Source organism: Jeongeupia chitinilytica, from assembly GCF_014652315.1.
In the GTDB taxonomy this organism is placed as follows: Bacteria; Pseudomonadota; Gammaproteobacteria; order Burkholderiales; family Chitinibacteraceae; genus Jeongeupia; species Jeongeupia chitinilytica.
In genome coordinates, this window is record NZ_BMYO01000001.1 from 383,320 (window position 1) to 407,500 (window position 24,181).

Genomic DNA, 24,181 nt, shown 5'->3' on the forward strand with positions numbered 1-24,181 from the left:
CCGGAGCCTGAATGAGCCATATCCTGACCCCCGATTTCCTCGCCCAGCCGTTTCCGGCGCTGTCGCGCGAACTTGTCGAGGCTGCGCCCGGCGAGTTCCTGATCGACGAGATCCATCCCGGTGCGCCGCTGGTGATCACCTTCGCCTTCGTCGACTGGAACGGCAACCCCGGCTTCTACGGCTGGGGCCGGACGCGCAAGCTGGCCGATATCGCCGGCCGGCCGATCAACCGCATCCTGCTGCGCGATCGTCGCAGCCAGTGGTACCAGCAGGGCGTGCGGGGGCTGGGTGACAGCGTCGATGAAACGCTGGCCAGCCTGAAGACGCTGATCGAACGGATCAGGCCGTCCTATGTGGCCACGCTGGGCGAGTCGATGGGGGCCTACGGGGCGATCCACTATGGTGTACGGCTTGGCGCCGCGCGGATTGCCGCGTTCGGCCCGCTGTCGCATCTGCAGGTGGACGAGGCGCTGCGCTACAACGACCGGCGCTGGCTGCCGGTGATGCAGGCGCTGGCCGCGCAGCCGCCCGCGGACATGTGCGACGACCTGGCCGCGCTGCTGGCCGAGCGCGATTTCCGTGGCGAACTGCATCTCGGTTTCGGCACCAACGCCGGTGGCGACAACGCCGAAGCGGTCTGTCTGGACGCGGTGCACGCACTGCGGCTGGCGGCGCATCCCTCGGTGCGGCTTTACCCCTACCAGGAGGCACAGCACACGGTCACCCTGTACCTGAAGGAAAACCGCTTGCTCGACGGCTTCCTGCAGCAGGCGTTGCTGGCCTGAAATCGGCCTGAAACCCAGTCTGTGATTGACTTCCGGCGTGGCTTGGGGGTATTTTGGGCGGATTTACTGCCGCCCGCATCCCCATGCCCAAAGCCGCCAAAACGACGGCCGCCACGCCGGCCGATTTCGAGTCCGGACTGCGCGAGCTCGAAGCCCTGATCGCCGAGCTCGAAGCCGGCAACCTGCCGCTTGAAGCGGCGCTGAATGCCTATCAGCGCGGCCAGACCCTGCTCGGTTTCTGCCAGGGCAAGCTAGCCGACGCCGAACAGCAACTGAAAATCCTCGAAGCCGGCCAGCTCAAGCCCTTCCAGCCGGAGTCCGAATGACCCTGATCGAATCCAACGCCCCGTTTGCCGACTGGATGCACGCCGTGCAGTCCCGGATCGAAACCGTGCTCGAGACGCTGTTGCCACCGGCTGTCCAGCATCCGGCACGCCTGCACGAGGCGATGCGTTATGCGGTGCTCGACGGCGGCAAGCGCGTTCGTCCCTTGCTGGCGTTCGCTGCCGGCGAACTCGTCGGCGCCGATCCGGCCCGGCTCGACCATGCCGCTGGCGCGGTCGAGATGATCCACGCCTATTCGCTGGTCCATGACGACATGCCGCCGATGGACAACGACGTGCTGCGCCGCGGCAAGCCGACGGTGCACGTCAAGTATGACGAGGCAACGGCCTTGCTCGCCGGCGATGCACTACAGACCGCCGCGTTCGACGCACTCACGTCCAGACCGCTCGCCGACGATCCGGTCGTGCAGCTCGGCATGGTGCGCACGCTGGCGCGCGCCTCGGGCAGCCACGGCATGTGCGGCGGCCAGGGCATCGACCTGTACAGCGTCGGCGAAACGCTGACACTGCCGCAACTCGAACTGATGCACATCCTCAAGACCGGCGCGCTGATCCGCGCCGCGGTCGCGCTCGGTGCCGCCTGTGGCACGTCCTTGTCGGATGACGAGCGCACGCGGCTTGACCATTTCGCCAAGTGCGTCGGTCTGGCGTTCCAGGTCGTCGACGACATCCTCGACGAAGAGGCCGACACCGCCACGCTGGGCAAGACCGCCGGCAAGGACGCGGCCAACCACAAGCCGACCTATGTCGCGCTGCTCGGCCTCAAGGGCGCCAAGGACAAGGCCGCCGAATTGCTGGCCGACGCCCGCGCCGCACTCGCACCGTTCGGCGATCGCGCCCTCCGGTTGAATCAACTTGCCGACTTCATCGTCGATCGCCGGTTCTGATCCATGCTGCTTGAAACCATCAATACGCCCGCCGATCTGCGCCAGCTCGACCGCAAGCAGCTCGCGCCGCTGGCAGAAGAACTGCGCGCCTTCCTGCTCGACTCGGTCAGCCATACCGGCGGCCACTTCGCTTCGAATCTTGGCGCGGTCGAACTGACGATCGCGCTGCATTACGTGTTCAACACCCCGGAAGACCGGCTGGTGTGGGACGTCGGCCACCAGAGCTATCCGCACAAGATCCTCACCGGCCGGCGCGAACGCATGAACACGATGCGCAAGCAGGGCGGTTTGGCCGGCTTTCCGAAGCGTGACGAGAGCGAGTACGACACCTTCGGCGTCGGCCACTCGAGCACGTCGATCGGCGCGGCGCTGGGCATGGCCGAAGCGGCGCTGATCAACGGCGAGCAGCGGCATGCGATCGCGGTGATCGGCGACGGTGCGATGACCGCCGGCCAGGCGATCGAGGCGCTGTTCAACGCCGGCCACCGCCGGGACACCAACCTCCTGGTGATCCTCAACGACAACGAAATGTCGATCTCGCCCAATGTCGGCGCGTTCAACAATTATCTGGCCAAGCTGCTGTCGGGCAAGTTCTACAACGGTTTCCGCAATGCGTCCGAAAAGGTACTCGGCGCGGTGCCGCCGCTGAAGGAGCTGGCGAAGAAGGGCGAAGAGCACGTCAAGGCGTTGCTGACGCCGGCGTCGCTGTTCGAGGAGCTGGGTTTCAACTACATCGGCCCGGTCGACGGTCACAACCTCGACGCGTTGGTGACCACGTTGGCGAACATCAAGCAGCTGAAGGGCCCCCAGTTCCTGCACGTGGTGACCAAGAAAGGTCAAGGCTACAAGTTGGCCGTCGACGATCCGGTCAAGTACCACGCGGTGACGCCGTTCCAGCCCGAGAACGGCATGGCCGGCGGCAAGGCCGGCGCCAAGGTCTCGTTCACCCAGGTGTTCGGCGACTGGCTGTGCGACATGGCGGCGAAGGACGACAAGCTGGTCGGCATCACGCCGGCGATGCGCGAAGGATCGGGCCTGGTGCGTTTCGAGCAGGAATTTCCGGACCGCTATTTCGACGTCGGCATTGCCGAGCAGCACGCGGTGACCTTTGCCGCCGGTCTCGCCTGTGAAGGGCTCAAGCCGGTGGTGGCGATCTATTCGACCTTTCTGCAGCGCGCCTACGACCAGTTGATCCACGACGTTGCGCTGCAGAACCTCGACGTGACGTTTGCGATCGACCGCGCCGGTCTTGTCGGTGCCGACGGCCCGACGCACGCCGGATCGTTCGATTATTCGTTCCTGCGCTGCATTCCGAACATGGCGGTGCTGGCGCCAGCCGACGAGAACGAGTGCCGGCAGATGCTTTACAGCGCCTACCAGCATCCGGGGCCGGCGGCGGTGCGTTATCCGCGCGGTGCCGGCATGGGCGTTGCGGTTGAAGCCGGGATGACCGGCGTGTCTTGGGGCAAGGGCAGCGTCGTCCGGACCGGCAGCAAGGTCGCGATCCTGGCGTTCGGCACGCTGCTCGAATCCGCGCTGAAGGCCGGCGACGCGCTCGACGCGACGGTGGCCAACATGCGCTTCGTCAAGCCGCTCGACGACGCGCTGGTCGCTGAGCTCGTCGCTGCACACGACCTGATCGTCACGGTCGAGGAAAACGCCATCATGGGCGGCGCCGGCAGTGCGGTGCTTGAAAGCATGATGAAGCAGGGTATCGTCAAACCGGTGCTGCAGCTTGGCCTGCCAGACGATTACGTCGAGCACGGTGAGCAGAAGCAGCTGCTCGCCGATTGCGGCCTCGACGCCGCGGGGATCGAAGCTTCGATCCGGACCCGGTTGGGCTGAGCCCGCTTCGTCCGCAAAAACGCCGGCTTGTGCCGGCGTTTTTTTTTTGTGTGGCAGATGGGGCTCGGGTGAAGCACGTGCCGGACAACTATCATCAATCCGGTGCAAGACCTGACCAGAAGACCGGTGCGCGTCGCCACGGCGGCGACGGCGAAAGGCAGCCATCCACCCCTTCAAAGGAAAACCGCGATGTCCCATCCAGCGAACACGATCACGCTCGCCATCTTCGATCACGAATCCGAACTGCTGCACAAGGCCTAGCTCGTCGATCTGACCCCGAAAGGCGACGAGCTTGCCGGTGAATTCCGGATCACGCTCGATCACAAGGACTACGCCATTCCCGTCAGTGGCAAGGTTATGCAAACGCCGGGTGGTGGCACGACGCTGCTCAACGGCGCGGACGGGCGTTTCAGTGTTTCGATCAATCTGGTCATGGGGCCGTACATCCCCGGCTACACTGGCGGCATTCTGTTCGGCAACACCGTTCAGGCGAAGCAGTGCTTCTTCCTTGGCACACCGGAAGGCATGCCGGCTGCACTTGCCGGCAGCGATCTGTCGCTCGATGCTCTGGCCGCGCAGGCCCGGCAGCTCGAAACGGCGCAAGCACAGTAGAAGCGAAGGACCCGGGGGCCGCGACGAGTCCGATCCGACCCGCGCGGGCGCCGGCCGGTCGGGTGCTGCTGGCCGTTGCCGTGGCGGTGATGCCTGATCGGGTACAGGGGCCAGCCCATCCGGGATGGCGACCTTGCTGGCCGTCGCTATACTCCAAGCACCCGTAAGGTTTGGAGACGGCCATGTCCCAGGATCCGGTTGAAGCAGTTCGCACGGTGGCCCTCGTGGGCCACGGCGGCAGTGGCAAGACGACGCTGGCCGAAGCGCTGCTGTTCGGCAGTGGCGCGATCGCTTCCATGGGATCGCTGGAGCGGGGCGATACCGTCTGCGATTTCGATCCGCTCGAACGCGAATACGGTCACTCGCTGGCGTCGGCACTGGCTCGCTTCGAGCACGATGGCGTCACCGTCAACCTGATCGACACCCCGGGGTATCACGATTTCGTCGGCCAGGCGCTGGCCGCGCTGGAGGCGGTCGATACCGCGCTGGTCGTCGTCAACGCGCAGAACGGCATCGAACTGGCGACCCGGCGAATGATGAACGCGGCGGCCGAGCGCGGGCTGTGCCGGATCATCGTGGTCAACAAGATCGACGCCGAACGCATCGACCTGCCGGGCCTGCTGGCCGACCTGCGCGAAGCCTTCGGTCGCGAAGTGCTGCCGCTCAATCTGCCGGCCGATGGCGGCAGACGGGTTGCCGACTGTTTTTTTCCGCCTGACGGCGACGCCGACTTTTCGTCGGTGGCCGAGGCCCACCAGACGCTGGTCGATCAGGTGGTCGAGGTCGACGAGGCGCTGATGGCGCGCTATCTCGAGCGGGGCGAAGTGTCCCCGGCCGAACTGCATGCGCCGCTCGAGGCGGCATTGCGACAGGGGCACCTGATCCCGCTGTGCTTCGTTTCCGCACGCAGTGGCGCCGGCATGCCCGAGCTGCTCGACGTGCTTGTGCGGCTGGCGCCGAATCCGCGCGAAGGCAATCCGCCGCCGTTCATCAAGGGCGAGATCGGGACGTTTCGTGCGACGCCCGACCCGGACAAACACGTGCTCGCGCACGTATTCAAGGTGGTGATGGACCCCTTCGTCGGCAAGCTCGGCATTTTCCGCGTGCATCAGGGGACGGTGACGCGCGATTCCCAGCTGTTCATCGGCGACGGCCGCAAACCGTTCAAGGTCGGCCACCTGCTGCGCGTGCAGGGCAAGCGCTACGACGAGGTCAACCGGCTGCTGCCCGGCGAGTTCGGGGCGGTGGCCAAGGTCGACGACCTCGCGTTCGACGTCGTGCTGCACGACTCGCACGACGAAGATCACATCCGCTTGCGCCCCGGCGTATTCCCCGAACCGATGCAGGGGCTGGCGGTGACGGCGAAGCGCCACGGCGACGAGCAACGTATCGGCGATGTGCTGAACCGGCTGCAGATGGAGGATCCGTGCGTCAGGGTCGACCACGACCCGGTGACGCACGAGACGGTGCTGCGCGGCATGGGCGAGCTGCACCTGCGCTACCTGCTCGACCGGATGGCGAGTACCTACCGGCTCGAGGTGCAGACCAGCGTGCCGCGGGTACCGTACCGTGAAACGATCACCCGCCCGGCCGAGGGCCACCATCGCCACAAGAAGCAGACCGGGGGCGCCGGCCAGTTCGGCGAAGTGTTCCTGCGGATCGAACCGCAGCAGCGTGGCGCGGGCTTTGCCTTTGTCGATGCGGTCAAGGGCGGCGTGATTCCGGGGCAGTTCATCCAGTCGGTCGAGAAGGGCGTGCGTGCCGCACTGGCTGCCGGCCCGGTGGCAGGCAGTCCGGTCGAGGACATCAAGGTCACCGTGTATGACGGCAAGAGCCATTCGGTCGACTCGAAGGATGTCGCCTTCCAGGCCGCCGGGCGCAAGGCGATGCTCGACGCGCTGCAGGCCGCTGCGCCGGTGGTCCTGGAGCCGGTGGTGGCGATCGAGATTACCGCACCGGGCGAACGGCTCGGCGACCTGACCGCCGACCTTTCGGGGCGGCGTGGTCAGGTCAGCGGCACCGAACCGCTGTCGCAGCAACTGGTGCTGATCCGCGGCCAGGTGCCCTTGTCCGAGCTCGACGGCTATGCCGGCCGGCTCAAGGCGATGACCGGCGGGCAGGGGGCGTATACGCTGACGCTGAGCCATTACGATGCGGTGCCGCCGGACGTCCAGCAAAGACTGGCGGCAGGGTACAAGTCGGTGCAGGACGACGACTGATCTCCGCGAGACCGGCTACGCGGGTACCAACGCCGACGGTTGACCTGCGCCGAGGTGGTTCAGTACCTCCGCGGTGACCTGCTTGCGATCGTTGTCGACGCAGATCATGTGATAGCTGTTTTCGACGATCACGGTCCGGTTGCGGGGAATCCGGCGTGCCAGCAGCGCCGCCGAGCGCGGGCTGGTCAGTTCGTCTTCACGGGCATGGATGATCAGGGTCGGGCTGTGCACGCGGTTCAGCTCGCTGCGGACCCAGCGGCGCAGCCGGTCGACCTCGCGGATGCAGGACAGCGGCACCCACGGATAGTGAAAGGCATTGCCGTCGGTGAGCTTGGCCTTGACCACGGCACGCATCAGCTCGTTCTTGATGCCGTAGGGCTCGGCTTCGGGGATGCGCAGCAGCCGCATCAGTCCCGGGACCCGGTAGACGACGTGGCGCAGGCCGTGATACCACGGCATCGCCCAGCCGTCGATGAACACCGGTGGCGCCAGGGCGACGAGCCGGCCGTTGCGCAGGTCGAGGCGCTTGGCGGTTTCGATGGCCAGCAGCGCGCCCAGGCACATGCCCATCAGATGCAGCGTTTCGTAGCGCGCCGACAGGGCCCGGTAGTGCGCGACGACGGTATCGACCCAGTCTTCGGCCTGAATGCCGTACAGGTCCTCGGGGCGCCCGCCGTGGCCGGGCAGGGTCAGCGTGTGGGTCTCGATTCCGGCACGCTGCAGCGCCTTGCGCAGGGCGCCGAGGTCGGCCTCGGTGCCGCCGAGGCCGTGAACCAGCAGGATGCCGACCGAACCGGACGGAGCCGGGGCAAAGACGGAGCGACGTGCAACGGTTGCCGCGGCAAGCGGCGACGGAGTAAGCAAGGCCATGACGGAACCATTGAGTGATACGACAGCGGCATTGTCGAAAAACCCGCGTTCCCGCCTTTGGCGAAAGTGTGGAGAGATTGTATTGAAAGTGTTGCGTGAAACGTACGCCCGGCCACGTCTGATTTGCTTTCTTCTCGATTTCACGAATTTTTACAAGTTGCCCACAGTTCTCCGACAAGTCGATCCGATGCGGTTTGCATACTCCGGTCTGTTTTCACCGGAGCCTTCCTCACATGCGAACCGCGTTACAACGCACTACCCTGCTGTTGCTGTCCGGGCTGGCCACCGCGCCGGCACTGGCCGATCCCCGCATCGATGCGATCACCACCGGCGTCGGCGACTGGTTCACCGAGTCCGAATACACGCTCGGCGCCGGCGTGGCCTACGGACCGAAGTTCGCCGGCAGCAAGGACTATCAGTTCGGCCCCTATTTCAACATCCACATGCTGACGCCGCAGGGCATCTACTTCGATCCGCTGCAGGGTGTCGGCTGGCAGACCCAGCTTGGCGAGCGCTTCGTGCTGGCGATCGGCGTCGGTTACGACTTCGGCCGTTCGGAGAGCGACAAGGACCTCGGCGCCGGCTCGGACCGGCTCAAGGGCATGGGGGACGTCAAGGGATCGGTGCTCGGCACGACGTCGCTGGGTTTCATGATCACGCCGGTGACCATGCTGACGGTGTCGGCGGAGCAGGCGCTCAGCAACCGTGACCGCGGGCTGTCGTGGAGCGTGCAGCTGGGCCACGCGTTCGAGCTGAGCGAGACCGATACCATCGGTCTGGCCGGTTCGGTGCAACTGGGCGACAGCAAGTACAACCAGACCTATTTCGGCGTGACGCAGGCGCAGAGCAAGACCAGCCGCTTCAAGGCCTACGAGGCCGGTGCAGGCATCAACAGCTATACCGCGACGATCAACTGGACCCACAAGTGGACCAAAAACTGGAACACCGACCTGTCGGCTGGCGTGACCCGGTTCGCCGGCGAAGTCGAGAACAGTCCGCTGCTGGATACCAAGACCAATTACTCGGCGCTGCTGACGCTCAACTACACCTTCTGATTGCTCGTTCCCCGAGCACTTGGGCGCCGCATCGCGCGGCGCCCCGGTTCACCACTGCAGCACGAAGCGGGCGCCGCCGAGGGGAGAATCCTCGATATGCACCTCGCCCTGGTGCGACCGGACGATCTGCCGGACGATGGCCAGTCCGAGGCCGAATCCGCCGGTCGCGCGGTTGCGGCTTTCGTCGAGCCGCACGAAGGGGTCGAAGACGCGGTGGCGTTCGCCCTCGGGAATGCCGTTGCCGTCGTCATCGATCCACAGGGTGTAGCGCGAGCCGGTCTGCATCAGGCTGACCTCGACACGCGAGCGGGCGTGATAGACGCCGTTGCGCACCACGTTGATCAACGCCCGCGCCATCTGCCGGGCGTCGAGTGTCACCGTTTCCGGCGTACCGGTCGCGACCGCGCAGCGCACGCCGCGGACGTCGGCCTCGATCGCGACCATCGCGACGACGCTGTCGAGCCACTCGGCGGCATGGACCGGCTCCTGGATGAACGCGTTGCTGGCGTGTTCGAGCCGGGCAAAGCTCAGCAGCTCGGACGTCAGCGTTTCGAGCTCGTTCAGGTCCTGGCGCATGTTGCCGATCAGCACGCGCCACTGCGCCGGATCGTCGAGCTTGCGGGCCGCGTCGAGCTCGAACGCCAGCCGCGCCATCGGCGTGCGCAGTTCGTGCGACACCGCGTTGGTCAGGTCGCGCCGGCTGGCGACCTGTGATTCGATCTGCGTCGCCATCTGGTCGAACTGGGTCGCCAGGTCGCGGATCGACGAACGTCTCGGCAGCCCGGCACGGGCGCCGAGATCGCCGTCGCCGAAGCGCTTGGCCGCCGCTTTCAGCTGCTGCAGGTCGCGCCAGTGAGGCCGGAACCACAGGTACAGGCAGAAGGCGAACGTCAGGGCCAGCAGCAGGTAGGAGCCGATCTGGATCGACAGGATCAGCGCACGCGGCGGCGGCTTGACGTGGATTTCCAGCAGCGTCGGGTTGCGCGGCCAGTCGATCGGGACGAAGAAAAGCTGGAAATCGTCACGCCCGAAGAACTTGCCGCTGTCGAGCAGCGCGCGTTCGTCCGGATCGATCGTCATCCGTCCGCCGTCGACCAGCCGCAGGCCAAGGCCGTAGTCGGGCTGCCACTTGCGGACCTGCGCCTGCTGCTCGGCCAACGGCTTGCCGCGCAGTTCGTCGGCCAGGTAACCGAAAGAGCCGCGGGCCATTTCGTAGTTCAGGTCCTGCTGGTAGGGGCGGGTGATGTAGTCGAGGCCGTATTCGAGCGCGGTGATCGCGATGGCGAAGCCGATGATCTGGATCAGGTAGACGCGGATGAACAGACGCAGCATCTCAGCTCTCCCACTCGTCGCGGCTGAACAGATAGCCCTTGCCCCAGACCGTCTTGATCCGCCGTGGCTCGCGCGGATCGTCGCCGAGTTTCTTGCGCAGTTTGCTGACGCCGACGTCGACACTGCGGTCGATGCCGTCATAGTCGACGCCGCGCAATGCGGTGAGGATGGCGTCGCGCGACAAGACCTTGCCGGCGCTCGTCGCCAGCAGCCACAGCAGTTCGAACTCGGCGGTGCCGGTATCGACTTCTTCGCCGTCCAGTGTCACCAACCGCGTGCCGCTGTCGATGGTCAGCGCGCCGAACTGCAGCTTGTCCGGCGAGCCGGCCGGTGCATGCTGGCGGCGCATCAGTGCACGGATGCGCGCGAGCAGCACGCGCGGCTCGACCGGTTTGATCACGTAGTCGTCGGCACCGGCTTCGAGGCCGAGGATCTGGTCGATGTCTTCCTCGCGCGCCGTCAGCATCAGTACCGGCAGGTTCGACCATTCGCGCAGGTCGCGGCAGATCTGCAGCCCGTCCTTGCCCGGCAGCATCATGTCGAGCACGACCACGTCGGGCTTGACGCGCTTGACCGCGGCTACGGCAGTGTCGCCCCGGTGTTCGGTGCTGACGGCATAGCCGTGCTGTTCGAGAAAGTCGGCGATCAGCCGCGAAAGGCGCAGGTCGTCCTCGACGATCATGACCTTGTTCATCGCCGGTCACTCCGGCCTGTGGCGTGTGCGTGGGGCATTCCGGTTTTCCTGTCGTCGGTGGGCGGCCGATGCTGCCGTCATTGTGTCACCGGAATGCTGACGGATTCAGTCCTCGTGTTTGTATGATTTTTGTGCACGCGCCGTGGTGGTCGCAGCCGGCGTCCGGCCATAAAGCTGGCGGTAGGCGTTCGGTGTCAGCCCGGTCAGTTGCCGGAACATCCGCCGCATCACCGCGTCGCTGCTGAAACCCAGGTCGTCGCTGATGCTGCTGGCGGGTTTCTGCGATGCGGCCAGCCGCTCGGCAAGCTGGTGCAGCTTGACCGTGCGGATGTAGTTCGCCGCGGTGTCGCCGGTTGCTGCGGCGACCTTGCGCGCCAGCGTGCGCTCGGACACGGCCAGCCGGTCGGCCAGCGCGGCGACCGACAGCCCGCTGGCCGGCAGGCGGCGGACCCAGTGGTGCAGCTTCTGCAGCAGCGCGTCGCGCTGCGACAGCAGATCGATCCGGGTGAAGGCCGGATGGCGCCGTTCGGGTTGTGGCAGCACCATCAGCCGCGCCAGCGTCGCGTAGTGGTCGACCCCCAGCCTGTGCGCGACGACGTGCTCGGCAATCGCCAGATAGCCGTGCACCCCGGAGGCGGTGATGTGGGCGTCGCTGTTCACCAGCGGCAGATCCAGTTGCCAGTCGACCTTGGGGAAGCGCTGTTCGAACCACGGCATCATCCACCATGTGCCGGTGGCCGAGCTGCCGTTGAGACGGCCGGTGGCCGCGACAAAAGCGACGCCGTCGCAGTAGCTCCACAGCTGCACACGGGCAGGAAGCGCCGCCACGGCATCGATCAGGGCCTGGTGCTGCGTCATCGTGTGGTCGATCTGTTCGAGCGAAGTGGCCCAGAAGCCGGGCAGCAGCAGGGCGTCGACGTCCGTATTGGCGAGCCGCTGCCCCGCGTCGAGGACGAGGCCGTGGGCGCAGTGAACCGGACCGGCATCCAGGCCGACGAAACGGGTCGTCAGCTGGCCGCCCAGCAGGCTGGCGCCGTGCATCAGATCGGCAAAGGCCATCAGGCCGGCGGGCATGCAGCCGGGGTAGAGCAGCAGGCCGATCCGCATCGGGGCATGGGGCATGGCTGAATTTGCTCGCTTCATGTCTGATCCGGCCATGGTAGCGACGCGGGCCCCGGCGTGACAATGCCCCATCATCAACCGGGAGGTCGTCATGAACATTGTCCAACTGCGCAACGCCACGCTGGTGATCGAAGCGGGCCCCCATCGCGTGCTGGTCGATCCGATGCTGGCACGCCGGCATGCGCTGCCGTCGTTGCGCTGGCTCGGCGGCCATCATCAGCGCAATCCGCTGGTCGACCTGCCGGTCGAGGCGGACGAATGTCTGGATGCGGTCACCCACTGCCTGATCACGCACTGCCGCAAGGGGCATTTCGATCATCTCGACCGTGCCGGCGTGCGCTGGCTGCGCGAGCGGCAGATCCCGGTGATCTGCAATCCGGATGATACCGAGCACCTGTGGAAGCGGGGCCTGAACGTGGCGCCGCTGCAGGCAGGGACCGATCCGCAGCCCTTCCTCGGCGGGCAGATCCGGATGGTGCCGTGCCGTCACGGCCGCGGTGCGGTCGGGAAGATGATGATGCACGGCGTCGGCTATCTGATCGAATGGCCCGGCGAGCCGAGCCTTTACCTGGCCGGCGACACGATCCTGACCGACGAGGTGCGGACGCTGGTGACGACAAGGCAACCCGACGTGAGTGTGGTGCCGGCCGGCGGCGCGCGCTTCGATCTCGGTGGCGAGATCATCATGGGCATTGCCGAAGTGACCGAGTTCAGCCGGCTGGCACGCGGCATCGTGATCGCCAATCACCTCGAAGCGCTGAACCATTGCCCGGTGAAGCGCGACGAACTGGTCCATGCGATGCACTGTGCCGGTGTCGGCAACCGGGTGCGCGTTCCGGCCGACGGCGAACGCATCGTCGTGCCGGGTTGACGGCGGCGCGGCGCCCGGCGCGCGGACCTGCCGGGCTCAGAAGCGCTCGTTCTGTCCCAGGAAGCGCCACTGGCCTTCGGGCAGGTCCTTCAGGCCGATCCGCCCGATGCGCAGGCGCTTGATGCTGACGACCCGCAGTCCGACCGCCTCGCACAGCTCCTGGATCTGCTTCTTGTGCGATTCGCGCAGCACGAAGCGCAATTGCGCATCGCTCTGCTGGCTGACCTTGGCGGCCTTCCACGTCACGCCGTCGATGGTGTAGGTCCGGTTGAGCAGCGAGACCATTTCCTCGGTGATCGTCCCGGCGACGCGGACCTGGTATTCCTTCTCGTAATCGAGGTCGTCGGCGAGCAAGGCCTTGGCGACGCGGCCGTCCTGCGTCAGGACCAGGAGGCCCGACGCGGCGAGGTCGAGCCAGCCGGCGGCGGCCAGATGGCTGAAATGGCGCTTGAGCGGATGGATGCCGGAACGGTCGCCGGCAAAGTGCGTTTCCGGCTTGACCAGCTGCCAGGCCGGGCGGATGCCCGGTTCGCCGGGGCCGGCCAGAAAACCGGCCGGCTTGTGCAGCAGGATCGTCACCCTTTCGGCCTGCACCGCCGTCGCGCGGCGCTGCAGCTCGATCTTCTGGTGCGGAAACACGCGGCTGCCGAGCACATCGACGACCTGGCCATCGACGCGGACCCAGCCCTGTTCGATGAACTCGTCGGCTTCGCGGCGCGAGCACAGCCCGAGTTCGGTCATGCGTTTGGAAAGGCGGATGGAGTCGGTCATGGCGTGCGTCTTCGGCGTGTCAATCCACCATTGTACGCGGCTTGCCGGCCGCGGCGGTTCCAGTGTCGCACGGCGGTCTTGAACTCCGACGAGCCCGCGGAAAACCGGCACGACCGGATCCTCCGGCATTCCGTACGCGCATGCAGCGCGTGCGAAAAAGTCATTTGTCGGTGACGGAATTGATCACCAGAATTGCCGGTATACCGATGGTATTGGATTTCTGCCGGATCGATTGCGGTCATTCCATGAAAGCCCGCATCGCAACGCTCAATCCGGCAGGGCCCCGCATTGCATCAATGCAGGTGCCGTTTTCGCTGTCTTGATATTCGAGAGGAAGTGATGAAACGACCAATGTATCTATTGAGTCCTTCGGTTCAACTTGGGCTGACCATTGGCGCGCTGATGTATGCCAGTTACGGCATGGCCCACAATGCGTTTGATAATGCAGCCCTGATCGGATTGTGCACCTTTGTGGGGTTTTTCATTCCCTACTATTCGAAATTCAGCAACCGGATCGAGGAATACATCAATCTGCGCACGGCGTGCGTGAGTCTCGGGCGACTGGGGCGCTTTGTGCCGCAGCTCGCGTTCAATATCGGCATCTTCCTGATCCTGACCCTGGGCGGGGTATTTCCGGCGACAAGAATCGATACGCTGGGGGGCGTGCTGGGCGTTGCCCTGCTGACCACGTGTGCCTCGCAGGGGATGCAGTACCTGGCGCTGGCGCTGTCCAATCGCGAAATCGGTGACCGGAACCGGAATGTCCTGCTGGCGCTGTCGATCAACATCGTCGTCACGGCGCTGGCCACACTGGGGCTGGCGTGGTCGCGCGGGCTGTTCCTGACGCTGGGCTGGACATTCGGCGCGGCATTCTTCGTCATCGGTCTGCTGTCGGACTGGCGCTCGCTGCGCTATCGCCGCGGCGGGATCGGCGTGTTCTTCGGCACGTTCAATCCGATCCACAAGACGCATCTGGCGCTGATTCGCGACGCCATCGAAACCCGCGGGCTGGAAAAGGTTTACCTGCACAGCACCACGATTCCGAAACTGCACGCCCAGGCCCTGCAGCGCGGTGAAATCCGCATCGCCCGGCACGACCAGGGAATGCGCATTTACGAGAAAACCGAACGGGCCGACGTCCACGTCAATTACTTTCCGACCGGATCGCGCTTTTACGAGTATGAAACGCGCCTGGCAATGATGCGGGCTGCGGTGGCCGAGGCGGGCCTCGGGGACAAGGTGGAGGTGCTGTCGCTGCCGAACGAATACGCGCAGGGCGGCTTCTACGCGGTGCTGCAACGGATCCGGGAAGCGGCCGGGCCGTTGCCGGTGCACGGCATCCACGGCAGCGACCTTGGCGGGATGTGGGTACGCAGCATCTATGACGAGTCCGGCTGGATCTATCCGTACCCGGTGGTCCGCCGCGACAAGGTCTCCGCCACCGCGATCCGCAACGGCGAAATCGGCCTGACGACCCCGTCGGTGCAGAAAATGATCGTCGCCTTGCGCAAGTCGGGCGAAGCGGGTGCGCCGACGCGGAGCGCCGGGGCGCAGTTGGTGGGGCAGCCATGACCGTCCACCCCTTCCTCAAGTCCGGCCCGGCCGTGACCGAGACCGAGACCGCGAAACTGACGATCAAGGTCGTCGAAAGCGAGGACGAGCGCTTCAAGGCCATGCTGGTCCGCGCCATCGTCTACATGCACGAGCAGCTGTGCCCGTACCGCGAGGAGTTCGACCTCAACGACCACGCTGCCACGCAGATCATCGGCCTGACCGACGAGGGCGAACCGGTGCTGACCGCGCGGATCCGCTACTTCAACGGCTTCGCCAAGATCGAGCGTCTGGCGATCCGCAAGGAGTACCGCGGTCGCGGCTATGCACACCGGTTGCTGTCCTTCGTGCTGGACGTTTGCCGCAACAAGGGTTACTCGCGGTTCTACCTGCATGCCCAGGAGCGCCTGCAGCCGTTCTATGCCGGCTACGGATTCCGCGCCGTCGGCGGCGATTTCTCGTTCTCGGACCACGACTATCTCGAAATGGAAATGCACGAACGCGAACCCCACGGCCAGCCGGCCCAGCACATCGGTCTGGAGCCGATGATCCTCAACCGCCCGGAAAACAACCTGCATCACGCCGGGCCGCTCGAGCACGGGGCATTCCGGCATGCAAAACGGGCCGTTACCGTTGAACGGGGGCGGGTATGAAGCGCTGGCTGTTCGTTTCCGCCCTCGCGCTGGCCGGTACGGCCGGTGCGGCGACGCAGGCGATCGACCCTGCCCACCTGCAGCTTTTGAAGCAGATCGTCGACATCAATACCGAAACCCGGAATCTGGCCGGACTTGCGCAGGTGCGTGACGTGCTCGTTCCCAGGTTCGAATCGCTGGGGCTGAAGACCACGCGGCATTCGCTGGGCAACGGCCGCGAAGTCCTGAGCTTTGACACGCCGGGCAGCACGCCGAAGGTGCTGCTGGTCGGGCATATCGATACGGTTTTTGCGCAGACCGGCGATTTCCAGCGCCTGAGCGAGCAGGGCGACCAGTTGGTCGGGCCGGGCGTGATCGACATGAAGGGCGGCATCGTGCTGATGCTGAACGTGCTGGCACAACTGAAACAGGCTGGGAAGTTGCAGCACGTTCGCGTGGTGCTCAACGACGACGAGGAAATCGGCTCGCCGTATTCCAAGCAGACGCTCAGGACGCTGGCCGGGGGGATTCCGTACGGACTCGTGTTCGAGCCCGGGCTGGAGGATGGCGCGGTGGTGCGAAGCCAGTCCGGCGTGCGCTGGATCAAGCTGACGACGAACGGAAAAGCCGCCCACGCCGGGCTGGAGCCCGAGAACGGCATCGATGCCTGCCTCGACCTCGCCCGGAAGATCGCAAAAGTGAGCCAGCTGGCGCAGCCGTCGAAAGGCCTGACCCTCAACCCCGGCGTGATCGAGGGAGGCTCGAAACCCAATGTGGTGTGCGACAGGGCCAGCGTGACCTTCGATGTCCGTTTCCGGGCCGACGCCGACTGGCAGGCCGTATCCGCTGCCATCGGCGAGATCGGCCAGCACAGCGACGTCTACAACCCGCAGCTCAAGCAGGGTACACGGACCGAAGTGACGCAGCTGGCCGAAATGCCGCTGCTGCCCGAACAGCAGACGCAGGCGCTGGCCGCGCGCGTCGAAGCCATCGCCGGCGCGATCGGCCAGCCGTTCCACGCCCGGTCGGTCGGCTACGGCAGCGACGGCAACAACCTTGCGGAAACCGGCATGCAGTTGCTCGTCGGCGTCGGCCCCTACGGCGGCGGCATGCATTCCAGAAACGAACACATGCTTGTCAGTTCCTACCAGAACCGTTTGACCCTGATGACCCAGCTGATTTCGCAGCTCACCGATACCCAAGGAGATAAACCATGAAGGCACTCGTCGTTATCGATATCCAGCGCGAATACATTGCCGCCGGACGCAAATTCCAGATCAAGTTGATCGGCAATTCGCTCAACAATGCCTATTCGATGCTGAATTTCGCCCGCAATGAAGGCTGGCCGATCATTCACGTCCAGCATTTGCAGGACGGCGATCTTTTCAATCGGGCCTCGGATACGTCCGATTTCATCGACGGTTTCGTCCCGCAGGCCAATGAAGCACTGGCCGTCAAGGGCAATTACTCGTCGTTCTCCTCGCCGGCATTTGTCCAGTTCGTTGCCGCGCATGCCGATCACGAATTCGTCGTCATCGGCTACGGCAGCACGATGTGTTGCCTCTCGACCATCGTCGACGGTTATCACCGCGGTTACCGCTTTGCCTTCGTCAAGGACGCCAGCGCTGCGCTGGCGGTGAACGGCCACTCGGAAACGTCGATGCACGAACACGCGTCGGCCATTCTCGAACGCTTTGCCCGCGTGACCGGCACCGACGAAGAAAGCATGGTCGAACCGTTGCATCTGGCGGCGTGAGCGGTGCGGACACGACACCGGATGAACCGCCTGATGCATTGCCTGCAAACCCCCGATACGCCTGAAAGGCGAGGATGTCATGGCCGCTAGTATGCCCTTGCAGTTGAAATCCATTGCCGGCCCGCAAGACGGCCCGGAGTTGCTCATCGCCACCATGCACGGCAAGGAGTCGGTGCTGGGCCCGTCACTGGCCACGCTGGGCTTCAACGTCCTGCTGCCGCTGGACTACGACACCGATGCACTCGGGACGTTTTCCGGCGACATCCGCCGGCCGGGTACCGCGTTCGAAGCGGCGCTCGAAAAGGCCCGCCGTGCCTGCGACGCCACCGGTGTGCCGCGGGCGGTGGCGAGCGAAGGCTCCTACCGCCCTTGCCAGACGCTATTTCCGGGAGCCCGGAATGCCGAGCTGCTGGCCTTCGTCGACCGCGAGCGCGGCGTGGAGTTCGTCGAATATCTGACGGACCTGCCGACCAGTTTCGTCAAGGGGCGGGTTCCGGCGGATCCGGCATCGCCGGCGGCCCGGGCGTTGCTGGCGGACATGGGCTGGCCGGGCATCCGGGCCATGGTGGTGCCGCATGATCCGGGCAACGGCGTCCCGCCGACGCTGGTGTTCAAGGGGCTCGGGACCGAAGCCGAGCTGACACAGGCATTCGCCGTTTGTGCGGCGCATTCGCAGGACGGTCAGGTCCATCTGGAGACCGACCTTCGCGCGCACATGAACCCGACGCGCATGACCTCGGTGGCCCTGATGGGCATCCGCCTGATCGAGCGGCTGCAAAGGGAAGGCTATGCAGATCTGAAGCACGTGCTGGCCGCGTGAGTTGACTGCGTTGCCGCGACGGTGACGTCAGTCGCCGTCGTCGCCCTCGGGGGGCCACGGCGGGCGGGCCATGGCGGCATGCAGCCACTGGACGAACGACGCCACCTGCGCATCGCGCCGCAGGCCGTGACAGAGAAAGAACGAACGCGGGCTGACCAGACGTTCACCGAGCGGCGCGACCAGCACGCCTTCCTCAAGCAGATGGTCGACCAGCGGCGAGCTGCCCAGCGCCACGCCGTGCCCGCGGGTTGCAGCCTGGATCATCTGGTCGAGCTGACTGAAACGGAAGCCGATGTCGCCGACCGGCAGGTTGGCGCCGATGTCCTTGAACCAGGTCGACCATTGCAGCCACGGCCAGGCATTCAGCGGATCGGCCAGATGCAGCAGCGTGTGGTGCCGCAGGTCATCGACGCAAGCGAGCTTGCGGCCGTTGCGGCGCAGGAGTGCCGGACTGCAGACCGGGAAGACCTCTTCGCCGGACAGCAGGACGCTGTCGTCCGGCGGCGCCTGATCGCGGGTGCAGTAACGGATGGCCAGGTCGATGCCGGGCTGTTTCAGGTCGACAAGCCGGTTGTCCGCCTCGATGTGCAGCGCGACCTCGGGACAGAGCGCCCGCAGCCTGGCCAGCCGCGGCACCAGCCAGAGTGCGGCAAAGGCCGTTGTCGTGGAAATGGTGATGCCCTGGCTGAGCGGCTTCTTGCGCAGGCTTTCGACGGTGTCGGACAACTGGGCCAGCGAATCGCTGACGACTTCGAAAAGCACGCGTCCCTGTTCGGTCAGTGCCAGCGATCGGTGGCCGCGCTCGAACAGTTCCAGTCCGAGGTGTTCCTCGAGTTTGCGGATCTGCCGGCTGATGGCCGACTGGGTCAGGAAAATCTCCTCGCCGGCTTTCGAGAAACTGAGCTGACGTGCGGCGGCTTCGAAACCGATCAGCAGGTCCAGGGGAGGAAGGGGTCGGGCCATGTCGTTGATCTTCTGGGTACGCAGCTGGGCAGGGGACCGCCGCGCGAGCCGGCAGACGGGCCGTACCGGGCGATCGGGGCGCTCACCGGGGAGGCGTACTCGTTGGCACGATCCGGTCGCCCGGAAAAGGCTACCACGAATGCAATTCTGGCGAAATTTGCGTGAATGGAATGCGCAGGGCATGCCGGTGCAACGCGAACGCCCGCCGACCGGTTGCCGGGGCGCGACGACGCGTCAGTGCGATTCCCTGGCGCTGGCCAGCACGATGGCGCCGAGCACGCACAGCAGGGCGATCGCGTGGGCCGGCGCCGGTTTTTCCTGCAGGAAGACGATGGCGTAGCCGACCGCGGCGACCGGCAGTGCGGCGGTGAAGACACCGGCCTGCTGCGCCGGAACGTGGCGGATGCCCTTCATCCACAGCCAGAACGACAGCACGCTGGCGGCGAGGCCGTACCAGAACACCAGTGCCCAGGTCGGTGCGTCGACGCTGGTGAAATCGAAATGCCACCACGCGGAGAGGCCGAGCGGCAGCATCAGCCCGAGGCCGATCAGGTGCGTGTACGCGCAGATGTCGATCGCCGGCAGCGACTGCGTGAGGCGTCGTGACAGGATCACGTAGACCGATTCGCAGACGACCGCGCCGGCGATCATCGCGTTGCCCAGCAGCGACGATTCGCCGGCATCGCCGGCCCGGTTCACGTTGATGATCACCATGCCGAGCACCGCCAGCGCAACGGCGATCAGCGCGCGCGGGCCGAGCTTTTCGCGCAACAGCAGCCACGAGAGCACGATGACGACAGCCGGAATCGTGCTGGTGATCACGCCGGCGGCCAGCGCGCTGGTGTGCGACACGCCGTACAGCATCAGCAGCGTGAACAGGAAGGTGCCGAACAGCGCCTGCAGGAACAGCCCCAGCCACTGCCGGCGCGTGACGGTGCGCATTTTTTCGAGACGGTAGCGCGGCAGCAGCACGCCGACGCCGATCACGAAGCGCAGCAATGCGAACAGCGTTACCGGCAGCGCCATCACGATGGTCTTGCCGATGCCGACATTGGCACCGACGAGCGCCATCGATGCGATCAGGTACAGCGTGTAGCGGTTGAAGTTCATCGGGGCGGCGTGGCAGGAGGAATGAAACACGCCCGGGCAAGCCGGGCGTGGGGCGGGAACGAAGGGGCGGTCAGTGGCTGCCTTCGAGGTAGGCGGCGCGCACCTCGGCGCTGGCGAGCAGTTCCTCGCCGGTGCCGGTGAGGACGATTTCGCCGTGCTGCAGCACGTAGGCGCGATGCGCGACCTTGAGCGCGTGGTGGGCGTTCTGCTCGACCAGCAGGATGGTCATCTTGTCGCGGGTGTTCAGCTCCTTGATGATCTTGAACACCTGCTTGATGTACAGCGGTGCGAGCCCCAGCGACGGTTCGTCGAGCAGCAGCAGCTTGGGCCGGCCCATCAGCGCGCGGGCAATCGCCAGCATCTGCTGCTCGCCGCCCGACAGCGTGCCGGCACGCTGCTGCTGGCGCTTTTCGAGGATCGGGAACATCTCGAACATGCGCTTCAGGTCGGCATCGAAATTCGCCTTGTCGGCGAAGGTCGCGCCCATCTGCAGGTTTTCCATCACCGTCATGCGCTGGAAGATGCGACGGCCTTCCGGCACCAGCGCAATGCCCTCGCGCGAGATCTTGTGCGTCTGCGTCCGGGTGATGTCGTCGCCCTGGAAGCGGATCTGCCCGCTCGACGCGGTCGGCTTGCCGAACAGCGTCATCATCAGCGTCGACTTGCCGGCGCCGTTGGCGCCGATCAGCGTGACGATCTCGCCTTCGTTGACGACGAGGTCGACGCCGCGCAGTGCGTGGATCGCACCGTAGTAGGCGTGCACGCCCGAGTATTCAAGCATGGTGCTCATGCAGCCTCCTTGTCGTCGGCGTCTTCTTCGCCCAGGTACGCCTTGATGACGTTCGGATCGTTCTGGACCTGCTCCGGTGTACCTTCGGCGATCTTGGTGCCGAAGTTGAGCACGCAGATGTGGTCGGAGACGCGCATCACGACGTTCATGTCGTGCTCGATCAGGAGCACGCCCTTGCCGTGCTCGCGGCTCAGGTACAGCAGCAGCTCGTTCAGCTCGGCCGATTCGCGCGGGTTCAGGCCGGCGGCCGGTTCGTCGAGGCAGAGCAGCAGCGGGTCGACGCACAGCGCGCGGGCGATCTCGATCCGCCGTTGCGTGCCGTACGACAGGTTGCCGGCGGCGGTGTCGGCCAGCTCGATCAGCTTGAGCCGGGTCAGCCACATCTCGGCCTTTTCCAGCGCGGCTTCGCGTGCCTGCCTGAAGCCGGCGCGGCCGAACAGGCCGGCGAGCGAGAAGCGCGATGCGGCCTGCAGCGCGTTGTGCTGCGCAACGATCAGGTTTTCCAGCACCGACATGTTCGGAAACAGCCGGATGTTCTGGAAGGTGCGCACGACGCCGGCCTTGCGGGCGACGTGGTACGACGGCATCTCGTTCAGCAGCAGCGGGCCGTGCACCGGGTGGTGCATCCGCACGCTGCCCTCGGTCGGCTTGTAGAAGCCGGTCAGGCAGTTGAAGAACGTCGTCTTGCCGGCGCCGTTCGGGCCGATGATCGACGTGATCTTGCCCTTCGGCACGGCAACCGACAGGTCGTCGATCGCGGTCAGGCCGCCGAAGCGCATCGTGAGGCGGTCCACCTCGAGCAGCATTTCGCTCATGCCTTCGCTCCTTGTTTGCCCAGGCGGTAGGTCGGTTCGCGATGGGCGATCAGGCCGCCCGGTCGCCACACCATGATCAGGATCATTGCCGCACCGAACATCAGCATCCGGTATTCGGAGAAGTCGCGGCCCAGCTCCGGCAGCAGCACCAGCAGCACCGAGGCGATCACCACGCCGAGCTGGCTGCCCATGCCGCCGAGCACGACGATGGCGAGGATGGTGGCCGATTCGGAGAACACGAAGCTTTCCGGCGAGATGAAGCCCTGGCGCGCGGCGAAGAACACGCCGGCAAAACCGCCGAGCATGGCGCCGATCGCGAAGGCCGAGAGCTTGACGTTGGTGACGTTCATCCCCAAGGCCTTGCAAGCCACTTCGTCCTCGCGCACGGCTTCCCAGGCCAGGCCGACCGGCAGCTTGCGCATGCGCGAGACGAACAGGTTGGTCAGCAGCGCCAGCACCAGGATCAGGTAGTAGAGGAACATCACCCGGTGTTCCGGCGAGTACTCGAGGTGGAAGAACGAGGCGAAGGTCGGGCCGGCGTCGCTGTCCGGCGAGAACGGCAGGCCGAAGAAGGTCGGACGCGGGATCGAACCGATGCCGTTCGGGCCGCCCGAGAAGTCGGTCCAGTTGACCAGGATCAGCCGGATGATTTCACCGAAGCCCAGCGTCACGATGGCCAGATAGTCGCCGCGCAGCCGCAGCGTCGGCCAGCCGAGGATGACGCCGAAGGTCGCCGCAGCCGCGCCGGCGACCGGGAGGGTTTCCCAGAAGCCCCAGCCGAAGTGGGTCGACAGCAGCCCGTAGGTGTAGGCACCGACGGCATAGAACGCGACGTAGCCGAGGTCGAGCAGGCCGGCGAGGCCGACGACGACGTTCAGGCCCCAGCCCAGCATCACGTAGATCAGCACCGTGGTCGCGGTGTCGACGACGTAGCGGTTGCCGGAAAACGCGATCGGCAGCACGAGGGCAAAACCGACCACGGCGTAGCCGATCCATTTGAGCCACGGCCGCGTCGCGCCGATTTCGGGACGGGTACGGGCACGCTTGGCCTTGTTCAGCTTCACGTGATCGAGCACGAACTGCAGGACGAGGCGGCCGACGAACATCGTGGCGACGAAGGCCAGCAGCCACGGCCAGCGCGTCGCGATGGCGAGCGCGCCGCCGGCGTCGACGGTCTTCAGGCCGATCATCGGCACGCCGAGCAGCAGGGACACCAGCGCGATGCCGGTGGCGTCCTTGAGCCGGCTGGCCACGTTCGGCAGGTGGTGGGCGTGTGTGGTCATCAGACTTTCTCCACTTCCGGACGACCCAGCAGGCCACTGGGACGGAACATCAGAACAAGGATCAGCAGCACGAAGGTGGCGACGTCCTTGTATTCGGGCGACAGGTAGGCGCTCCAGAACGATTCGATCATGCCGATGATCAGGCCGCCGAGCATGGCGCCGGGCAGCGAGCCGATGCCGCCGAGCACCGCGGCGGTGAACGCCTTGATGCCGGCAAGGAAGCCGATCGAAAAGTCGACCACGCCGTAGTAGACGGTGACCATCACCCCGGCCACGGCCGCCAGTGCGGCGCCGATGACGAAGGTCATCGAGATGGTCCGGTCGACGTTGATGCCGAGCAGTGCCGTCATCGTACGGTCCTGCTCGCAGGCGCGCTGCTGGCGGCCGAACGAGGTCTTGGTGATCAGCCAGGTGAACACCGCCAGCAGCACGGCGGTGACGACGATGATCATGATCTGCGTATAGGCGAGGTGGACGGTGAAGCCGTTGCTGGTGAACAGCTCGAAACCGCCGGGCAGCAGGGCGTTGATCGGCTTGACGCGGGCACCCTGGGTCAGCTGCACCATGTTCTGCAGGAAGATCGACATCCCGATCGCCGAGATCAGCGGTGCCAGTCGGGAGGCGTTGCGCAAGGGCCGATAGGCGATGCGCTCGACCGACCAGCCGTAGACCGAGGTGAAAATGATGGCGACGACGAGGGTGATGAGCAGGGCGACCGGCACGGCCATGATGCCGAGCGAGCCGAGCAGCGTCAGCACGGTGACGGCGATGATCGCCGCGATCATGTAGATGTCGCCGTGCGCGAAGTTGATCATGCCGATGATGCCGTACACCATCGTGTAACCCAGCGCGATCAGGCCGTAAACGGAGCCCAGCGTCAGGCCGTTGATCAGCTGTTGTATGAGTTGTCCCATGAATGCGTGCTCCGGAGTATTGAAGGTGCTGCGGAGGCGTGCCGGCCTTGTGGCGCGGGCGTTGCCTTCTTTCAAGGAGTCGGGTGGATGCCCGGTTTTCCCTGGCACCTGTGGTGCGTGCGGGCCGGCGGCCTGGGGGC

The 24,181-nt window shown here is 65.6% G+C and carries 24 protein-coding genes; 13 read left to right on the forward strand and 11 right to left on the reverse strand.

Going from position 1 to position 24,181, the window contains the following annotated elements; translation table 11 throughout:
- Positions 1-11 precede the first annotated feature (11 nt).
- The 6 genes from IE097_RS01850 (at position 12) to fusA (ending at position 6,692) form a co-directional block, all read left to right on the forward strand.
- Positions 12-785: a hypothetical protein gene (locus IE097_RS01850; RefSeq protein WP_189458434.1), complete on the forward strand. Its 774-nt coding sequence runs from the start codon at positions 12-14 to the stop codon at positions 783-785.
- Between the two features lie 83 nt (positions 786-868).
- Positions 869-1,111 carry an exodeoxyribonuclease VII small subunit gene (locus IE097_RS01855; RefSeq protein ID WP_189458435.1) on the forward strand — a complete coding sequence of 81 codons (243 nt, stop codon included), beginning with the start codon at positions 869-871 and terminating at the stop codon, positions 1,109-1,111.
- The gene (locus tag IE097_RS01860) at positions 1,108-2,016 is read left to right on the forward strand and encodes a polyprenyl synthetase family protein (RefSeq protein ID WP_189458436.1); all 909 of its coding nucleotides are present in this window, start codon (positions 1,108-1,110) and stop codon (positions 2,014-2,016) included. The genes IE097_RS01855 and IE097_RS01860 overlap by 4 nt, the downstream gene beginning before the upstream one ends.
- Positions 2,017-2,019: 3 nt before the next feature.
- Positions 2,020-3,861 (forward strand): 1-deoxy-D-xylulose-5-phosphate synthase, encoded by a 1,842-nt coding sequence (gene dxs, locus IE097_RS01865; RefSeq protein ID WP_189458437.1) that lies wholly within the window; start codon positions 2,020-2,022, stop codon positions 3,859-3,861.
- A gap of 357 nt (positions 3,862-4,218) precedes the next feature.
- Entirely contained in the window at positions 4,219-4,473 is a 255-nt protein-coding gene (locus tag IE097_RS01870; protein ID WP_189458438.1) for a hypothetical protein, read from the forward strand.
- A gap of 182 nt (positions 4,474-4,655) precedes the next feature.
- Complete coding sequence (gene fusA, locus IE097_RS01875) at positions 4,656-6,692, forward strand: elongation factor G (protein WP_189458439.1); 2,037 nt, start codon at positions 4,656-4,658, stop codon at positions 6,690-6,692.
- 15 nt (positions 6,693-6,707) lie between these two features.
- Here the strand turns inward: fusA and IE097_RS01880 are convergent, their stop codons facing one another.
- Positions 6,708-7,562 (reverse strand): alpha/beta hydrolase, encoded by an 855-nt coding sequence (locus IE097_RS01880; RefSeq protein ID WP_189458440.1) that lies wholly within the window; start codon positions 7,560-7,562, stop codon positions 6,708-6,710.
- A gap of 233 nt (positions 7,563-7,795) precedes the next feature.
- On the opposite strand from IE097_RS01880, the gene IE097_RS01885 reads away from it, so the two are divergent.
- The gene (locus tag IE097_RS01885) at positions 7,796-8,617 is read left to right on the forward strand and encodes a MipA/OmpV family protein (RefSeq protein WP_189458441.1); all 822 of its coding nucleotides are present in this window, start codon (positions 7,796-7,798) and stop codon (positions 8,615-8,617) included.
- Positions 8,618-8,665: 48 nt separating this feature from the next.
- Here the strand turns inward: IE097_RS01885 and IE097_RS01890 are convergent, their stop codons facing one another.
- The 3 genes from IE097_RS01890 to IE097_RS01900 all read right to left on the reverse strand — a co-directional run bounded on the left by IE097_RS01890 (position 8,666) and on the right by IE097_RS01900 (position 11,765).
- Entirely contained in the window at positions 8,666-9,949 is a 1,284-nt protein-coding gene (locus tag IE097_RS01890; RefSeq protein ID WP_189458442.1) for an ATP-binding protein, read from the reverse strand.
- 1 nt (position 9,950) lies between these two features.
- Positions 9,951-10,643, reverse strand: coding sequence for a response regulator (locus IE097_RS01895; protein WP_189458443.1), 693 nt, complete (start codon positions 10,641-10,643; stop codon positions 9,951-9,953).
- 105 nt (positions 10,644-10,748) lie between these two features.
- Complete coding sequence (locus tag IE097_RS01900) at positions 10,749-11,765, reverse strand: GlxA family transcriptional regulator (protein WP_189458444.1); 1,017 nt, start codon at positions 11,763-11,765, stop codon at positions 10,749-10,751.
- 91 nt (positions 11,766-11,856) lie between these two features.
- Between IE097_RS01900 and IE097_RS01905 the strand changes: the two genes are divergently transcribed.
- On the forward strand, positions 11,857-12,636 hold the full coding sequence (locus IE097_RS01905; RefSeq protein ID WP_189458445.1) for an MBL fold metallo-hydrolase: 780 nt from the start codon (positions 11,857-11,859) through the stop codon (positions 12,634-12,636).
- Positions 12,637-12,672: 36 nt separating this feature from the next.
- On the opposite strand, the gene IE097_RS01910 is transcribed toward IE097_RS01905, so the two are convergent.
- The gene (locus IE097_RS01910; RefSeq protein ID WP_189458446.1) at positions 12,673-13,407 is read right to left on the reverse strand and encodes a pseudouridine synthase; all 735 of its coding nucleotides are present in this window, start codon (positions 13,405-13,407) and stop codon (positions 12,673-12,675) included.
- Positions 13,408-13,746: 339 nt separating this feature from the next.
- On the opposite strand from IE097_RS01910, the gene IE097_RS01915 reads away from it, so the two are divergent.
- The 5 genes from IE097_RS01915 to IE097_RS01935 all read left to right on the forward strand — a co-directional run bounded on the left by IE097_RS01915 (position 13,747) and on the right by IE097_RS01935 (position 18,166).
- Entirely contained in the window at positions 13,747-14,979 is a 1,233-nt protein-coding gene (locus tag IE097_RS01915; RefSeq protein WP_229797364.1) for a nucleotidyl transferase family protein, read from the forward strand.
- A complete protein-coding gene (locus tag IE097_RS01920) occupies positions 14,976-15,611 on the forward strand; it encodes a GNAT family N-acetyltransferase (RefSeq protein WP_189458447.1) in 636 nt (211 codons plus the stop codon). The genes IE097_RS01915 and IE097_RS01920 overlap by 4 nt, the downstream gene beginning before the upstream one ends.
- The gene (locus tag IE097_RS01925; RefSeq protein ID WP_189458448.1) at positions 15,608-16,807 is read left to right on the forward strand and encodes a M20/M25/M40 family metallo-hydrolase; all 1,200 of its coding nucleotides are present in this window, start codon (positions 15,608-15,610) and stop codon (positions 16,805-16,807) included. The genes IE097_RS01920 and IE097_RS01925 overlap by 4 nt, the downstream gene beginning before the upstream one ends.
- Positions 16,804-17,346, forward strand: coding sequence for a cysteine hydrolase family protein (locus IE097_RS01930; RefSeq protein ID WP_189458449.1), 543 nt, complete (start codon positions 16,804-16,806; stop codon positions 17,344-17,346). Before IE097_RS01925 ends, IE097_RS01930 begins: the two co-directional genes overlap by 4 nt.
- Positions 17,347-17,425: 79 nt before the next feature.
- A complete protein-coding gene (locus IE097_RS01935) occupies positions 17,426-18,166 on the forward strand; it encodes a DUF6671 family protein (RefSeq protein WP_189458450.1) in 741 nt (246 codons plus the stop codon).
- Between the two features lie 27 nt (positions 18,167-18,193).
- Here the strand turns inward: IE097_RS01935 and IE097_RS01940 are convergent, their stop codons facing one another.
- From IE097_RS01940 to IE097_RS01965, 6 genes are all read right to left on the reverse strand, one after another.
- Complete coding sequence (locus IE097_RS01940) at positions 18,194-19,129, reverse strand: LysR substrate-binding domain-containing protein (protein WP_229797365.1); 936 nt, start codon at positions 19,127-19,129, stop codon at positions 18,194-18,196.
- A gap of 234 nt (positions 19,130-19,363) precedes the next feature.
- Positions 19,364-20,269, reverse strand: coding sequence for a DMT family transporter (locus IE097_RS01945; protein WP_229797366.1), 906 nt, complete (start codon positions 20,267-20,269; stop codon positions 19,364-19,366).
- Between the two features lie 40 nt (positions 20,270-20,309).
- Positions 20,310-21,029 carry an ABC transporter ATP-binding protein gene (locus tag IE097_RS01950; RefSeq protein ID WP_229797367.1) on the reverse strand — a complete coding sequence of 240 codons (720 nt, stop codon included), beginning with the start codon at positions 21,027-21,029 and terminating at the stop codon, positions 20,310-20,312.
- Entirely contained in the window at positions 21,026-21,844 is an 819-nt protein-coding gene (locus tag IE097_RS01955; protein ID WP_189458452.1) for an ABC transporter ATP-binding protein, read from the reverse strand. The genes IE097_RS01950 and IE097_RS01955 overlap by 4 nt, the downstream gene beginning before the upstream one ends.
- Positions 21,841-23,127, reverse strand: coding sequence for a high-affinity branched-chain amino acid ABC transporter permease LivM (gene livM, locus IE097_RS01960; RefSeq protein ID WP_189458453.1), 1,287 nt, complete (start codon positions 23,125-23,127; stop codon positions 21,841-21,843). The genes IE097_RS01955 and livM overlap by 4 nt, the downstream gene beginning before the upstream one ends.
- Positions 23,127-24,041 carry an ABC transporter permease subunit gene (locus IE097_RS01965; RefSeq protein WP_189458454.1) on the reverse strand — a complete coding sequence of 305 codons (915 nt, stop codon included), beginning with the start codon at positions 24,039-24,041 and terminating at the stop codon, positions 23,127-23,129. The genes livM and IE097_RS01965 overlap by 1 nt, the downstream gene beginning before the upstream one ends.
- Positions 24,042-24,181: the final 140 nt, after the last annotated feature.

Coding starts and splice junctions, on each gene's coding strand:
- IE097_RS01850 (WP_189458434.1), top strand. CDS start 12: ATGAGCCATATCCTGACCCCCGATTTCCTCGCCCAGCCGTTTCCGGCG.
- IE097_RS01855 (WP_189458435.1), top strand. CDS start 869: ATGCCCAAAGCCGCCAAAACGACGGCCGCCACGCCGGCCGATTTCGAG.
- IE097_RS01860 (WP_189458436.1), top strand. CDS start 1,108: ATGACCCTGATCGAATCCAACGCCCCGTTTGCCGACTGGATGCACGCC.
- dxs (WP_189458437.1), top strand. CDS start 2,020: ATGCTGCTTGAAACCATCAATACGCCCGCCGATCTGCGCCAGCTCGAC.
- IE097_RS01870 (WP_189458438.1), top strand. CDS start 4,219: ATGCAAACGCCGGGTGGTGGCACGACGCTGCTCAACGGCGCGGACGGG.
- fusA (WP_189458439.1), top strand. CDS start 4,656: ATGTCCCAGGATCCGGTTGAAGCAGTTCGCACGGTGGCCCTCGTGGGC.
- IE097_RS01880 (WP_189458440.1), bottom strand. CDS start 7,562: ATGGCCTTGCTTACTCCGTCGCCGCTTGCCGCGGCAACCGTTGCACGT.
- IE097_RS01885 (WP_189458441.1), top strand. CDS start 7,796: ATGCGAACCGCGTTACAACGCACTACCCTGCTGTTGCTGTCCGGGCTG.
- IE097_RS01890 (WP_189458442.1), bottom strand. CDS start 9,949: ATGCTGCGTCTGTTCATCCGCGTCTACCTGATCCAGATCATCGGCTTC.
- IE097_RS01895 (WP_189458443.1), bottom strand. CDS start 10,643: ATGAACAAGGTCATGATCGTCGAGGACGACCTGCGCCTTTCGCGGCTG.
- IE097_RS01900 (WP_189458444.1), bottom strand. CDS start 11,765: ATGCCCCATGCCCCGATGCGGATCGGCCTGCTGCTCTACCCCGGCTGC.
- IE097_RS01905 (WP_189458445.1), top strand. CDS start 11,857: ATGAACATTGTCCAACTGCGCAACGCCACGCTGGTGATCGAAGCGGGC.
- IE097_RS01910 (WP_189458446.1), bottom strand. CDS start 13,407: ATGACCGACTCCATCCGCCTTTCCAAACGCATGACCGAACTCGGGCTG.
- IE097_RS01915 (WP_229797364.1), top strand. CDS start 13,747: ATGAAACGACCAATGTATCTATTGAGTCCTTCGGTTCAACTTGGGCTG.
- IE097_RS01920 (WP_189458447.1), top strand. CDS start 14,976: ATGACCGTCCACCCCTTCCTCAAGTCCGGCCCGGCCGTGACCGAGACC.
- IE097_RS01925 (WP_189458448.1), top strand. CDS start 15,608: ATGAAGCGCTGGCTGTTCGTTTCCGCCCTCGCGCTGGCCGGTACGGCC.
- IE097_RS01930 (WP_189458449.1), top strand. CDS start 16,804: ATGAAGGCACTCGTCGTTATCGATATCCAGCGCGAATACATTGCCGCC.
- IE097_RS01935 (WP_189458450.1), top strand. CDS start 17,426: ATGGCCGCTAGTATGCCCTTGCAGTTGAAATCCATTGCCGGCCCGCAA.
- IE097_RS01940 (WP_229797365.1), bottom strand. CDS start 19,129: ATGGCCCGACCCCTTCCTCCCCTGGACCTGCTGATCGGTTTCGAAGCC.
- IE097_RS01950 (WP_229797367.1), bottom strand. CDS start 21,029: ATGAGCACCATGCTTGAATACTCGGGCGTGCACGCCTACTACGGTGCG.
- IE097_RS01955 (WP_189458452.1), bottom strand. CDS start 21,844: ATGAGCGAAATGCTGCTCGAGGTGGACCGCCTCACGATGCGCTTCGGC.
- livM (WP_189458453.1), bottom strand. CDS start 23,127: ATGACCACACACGCCCACCACCTGCCGAACGTGGCCAGCCGGCTCAAG.
- IE097_RS01965 (WP_189458454.1), bottom strand. CDS start 24,041: ATGGGACAACTCATACAACAGCTGATCAACGGCCTGACGCTGGGCTCC.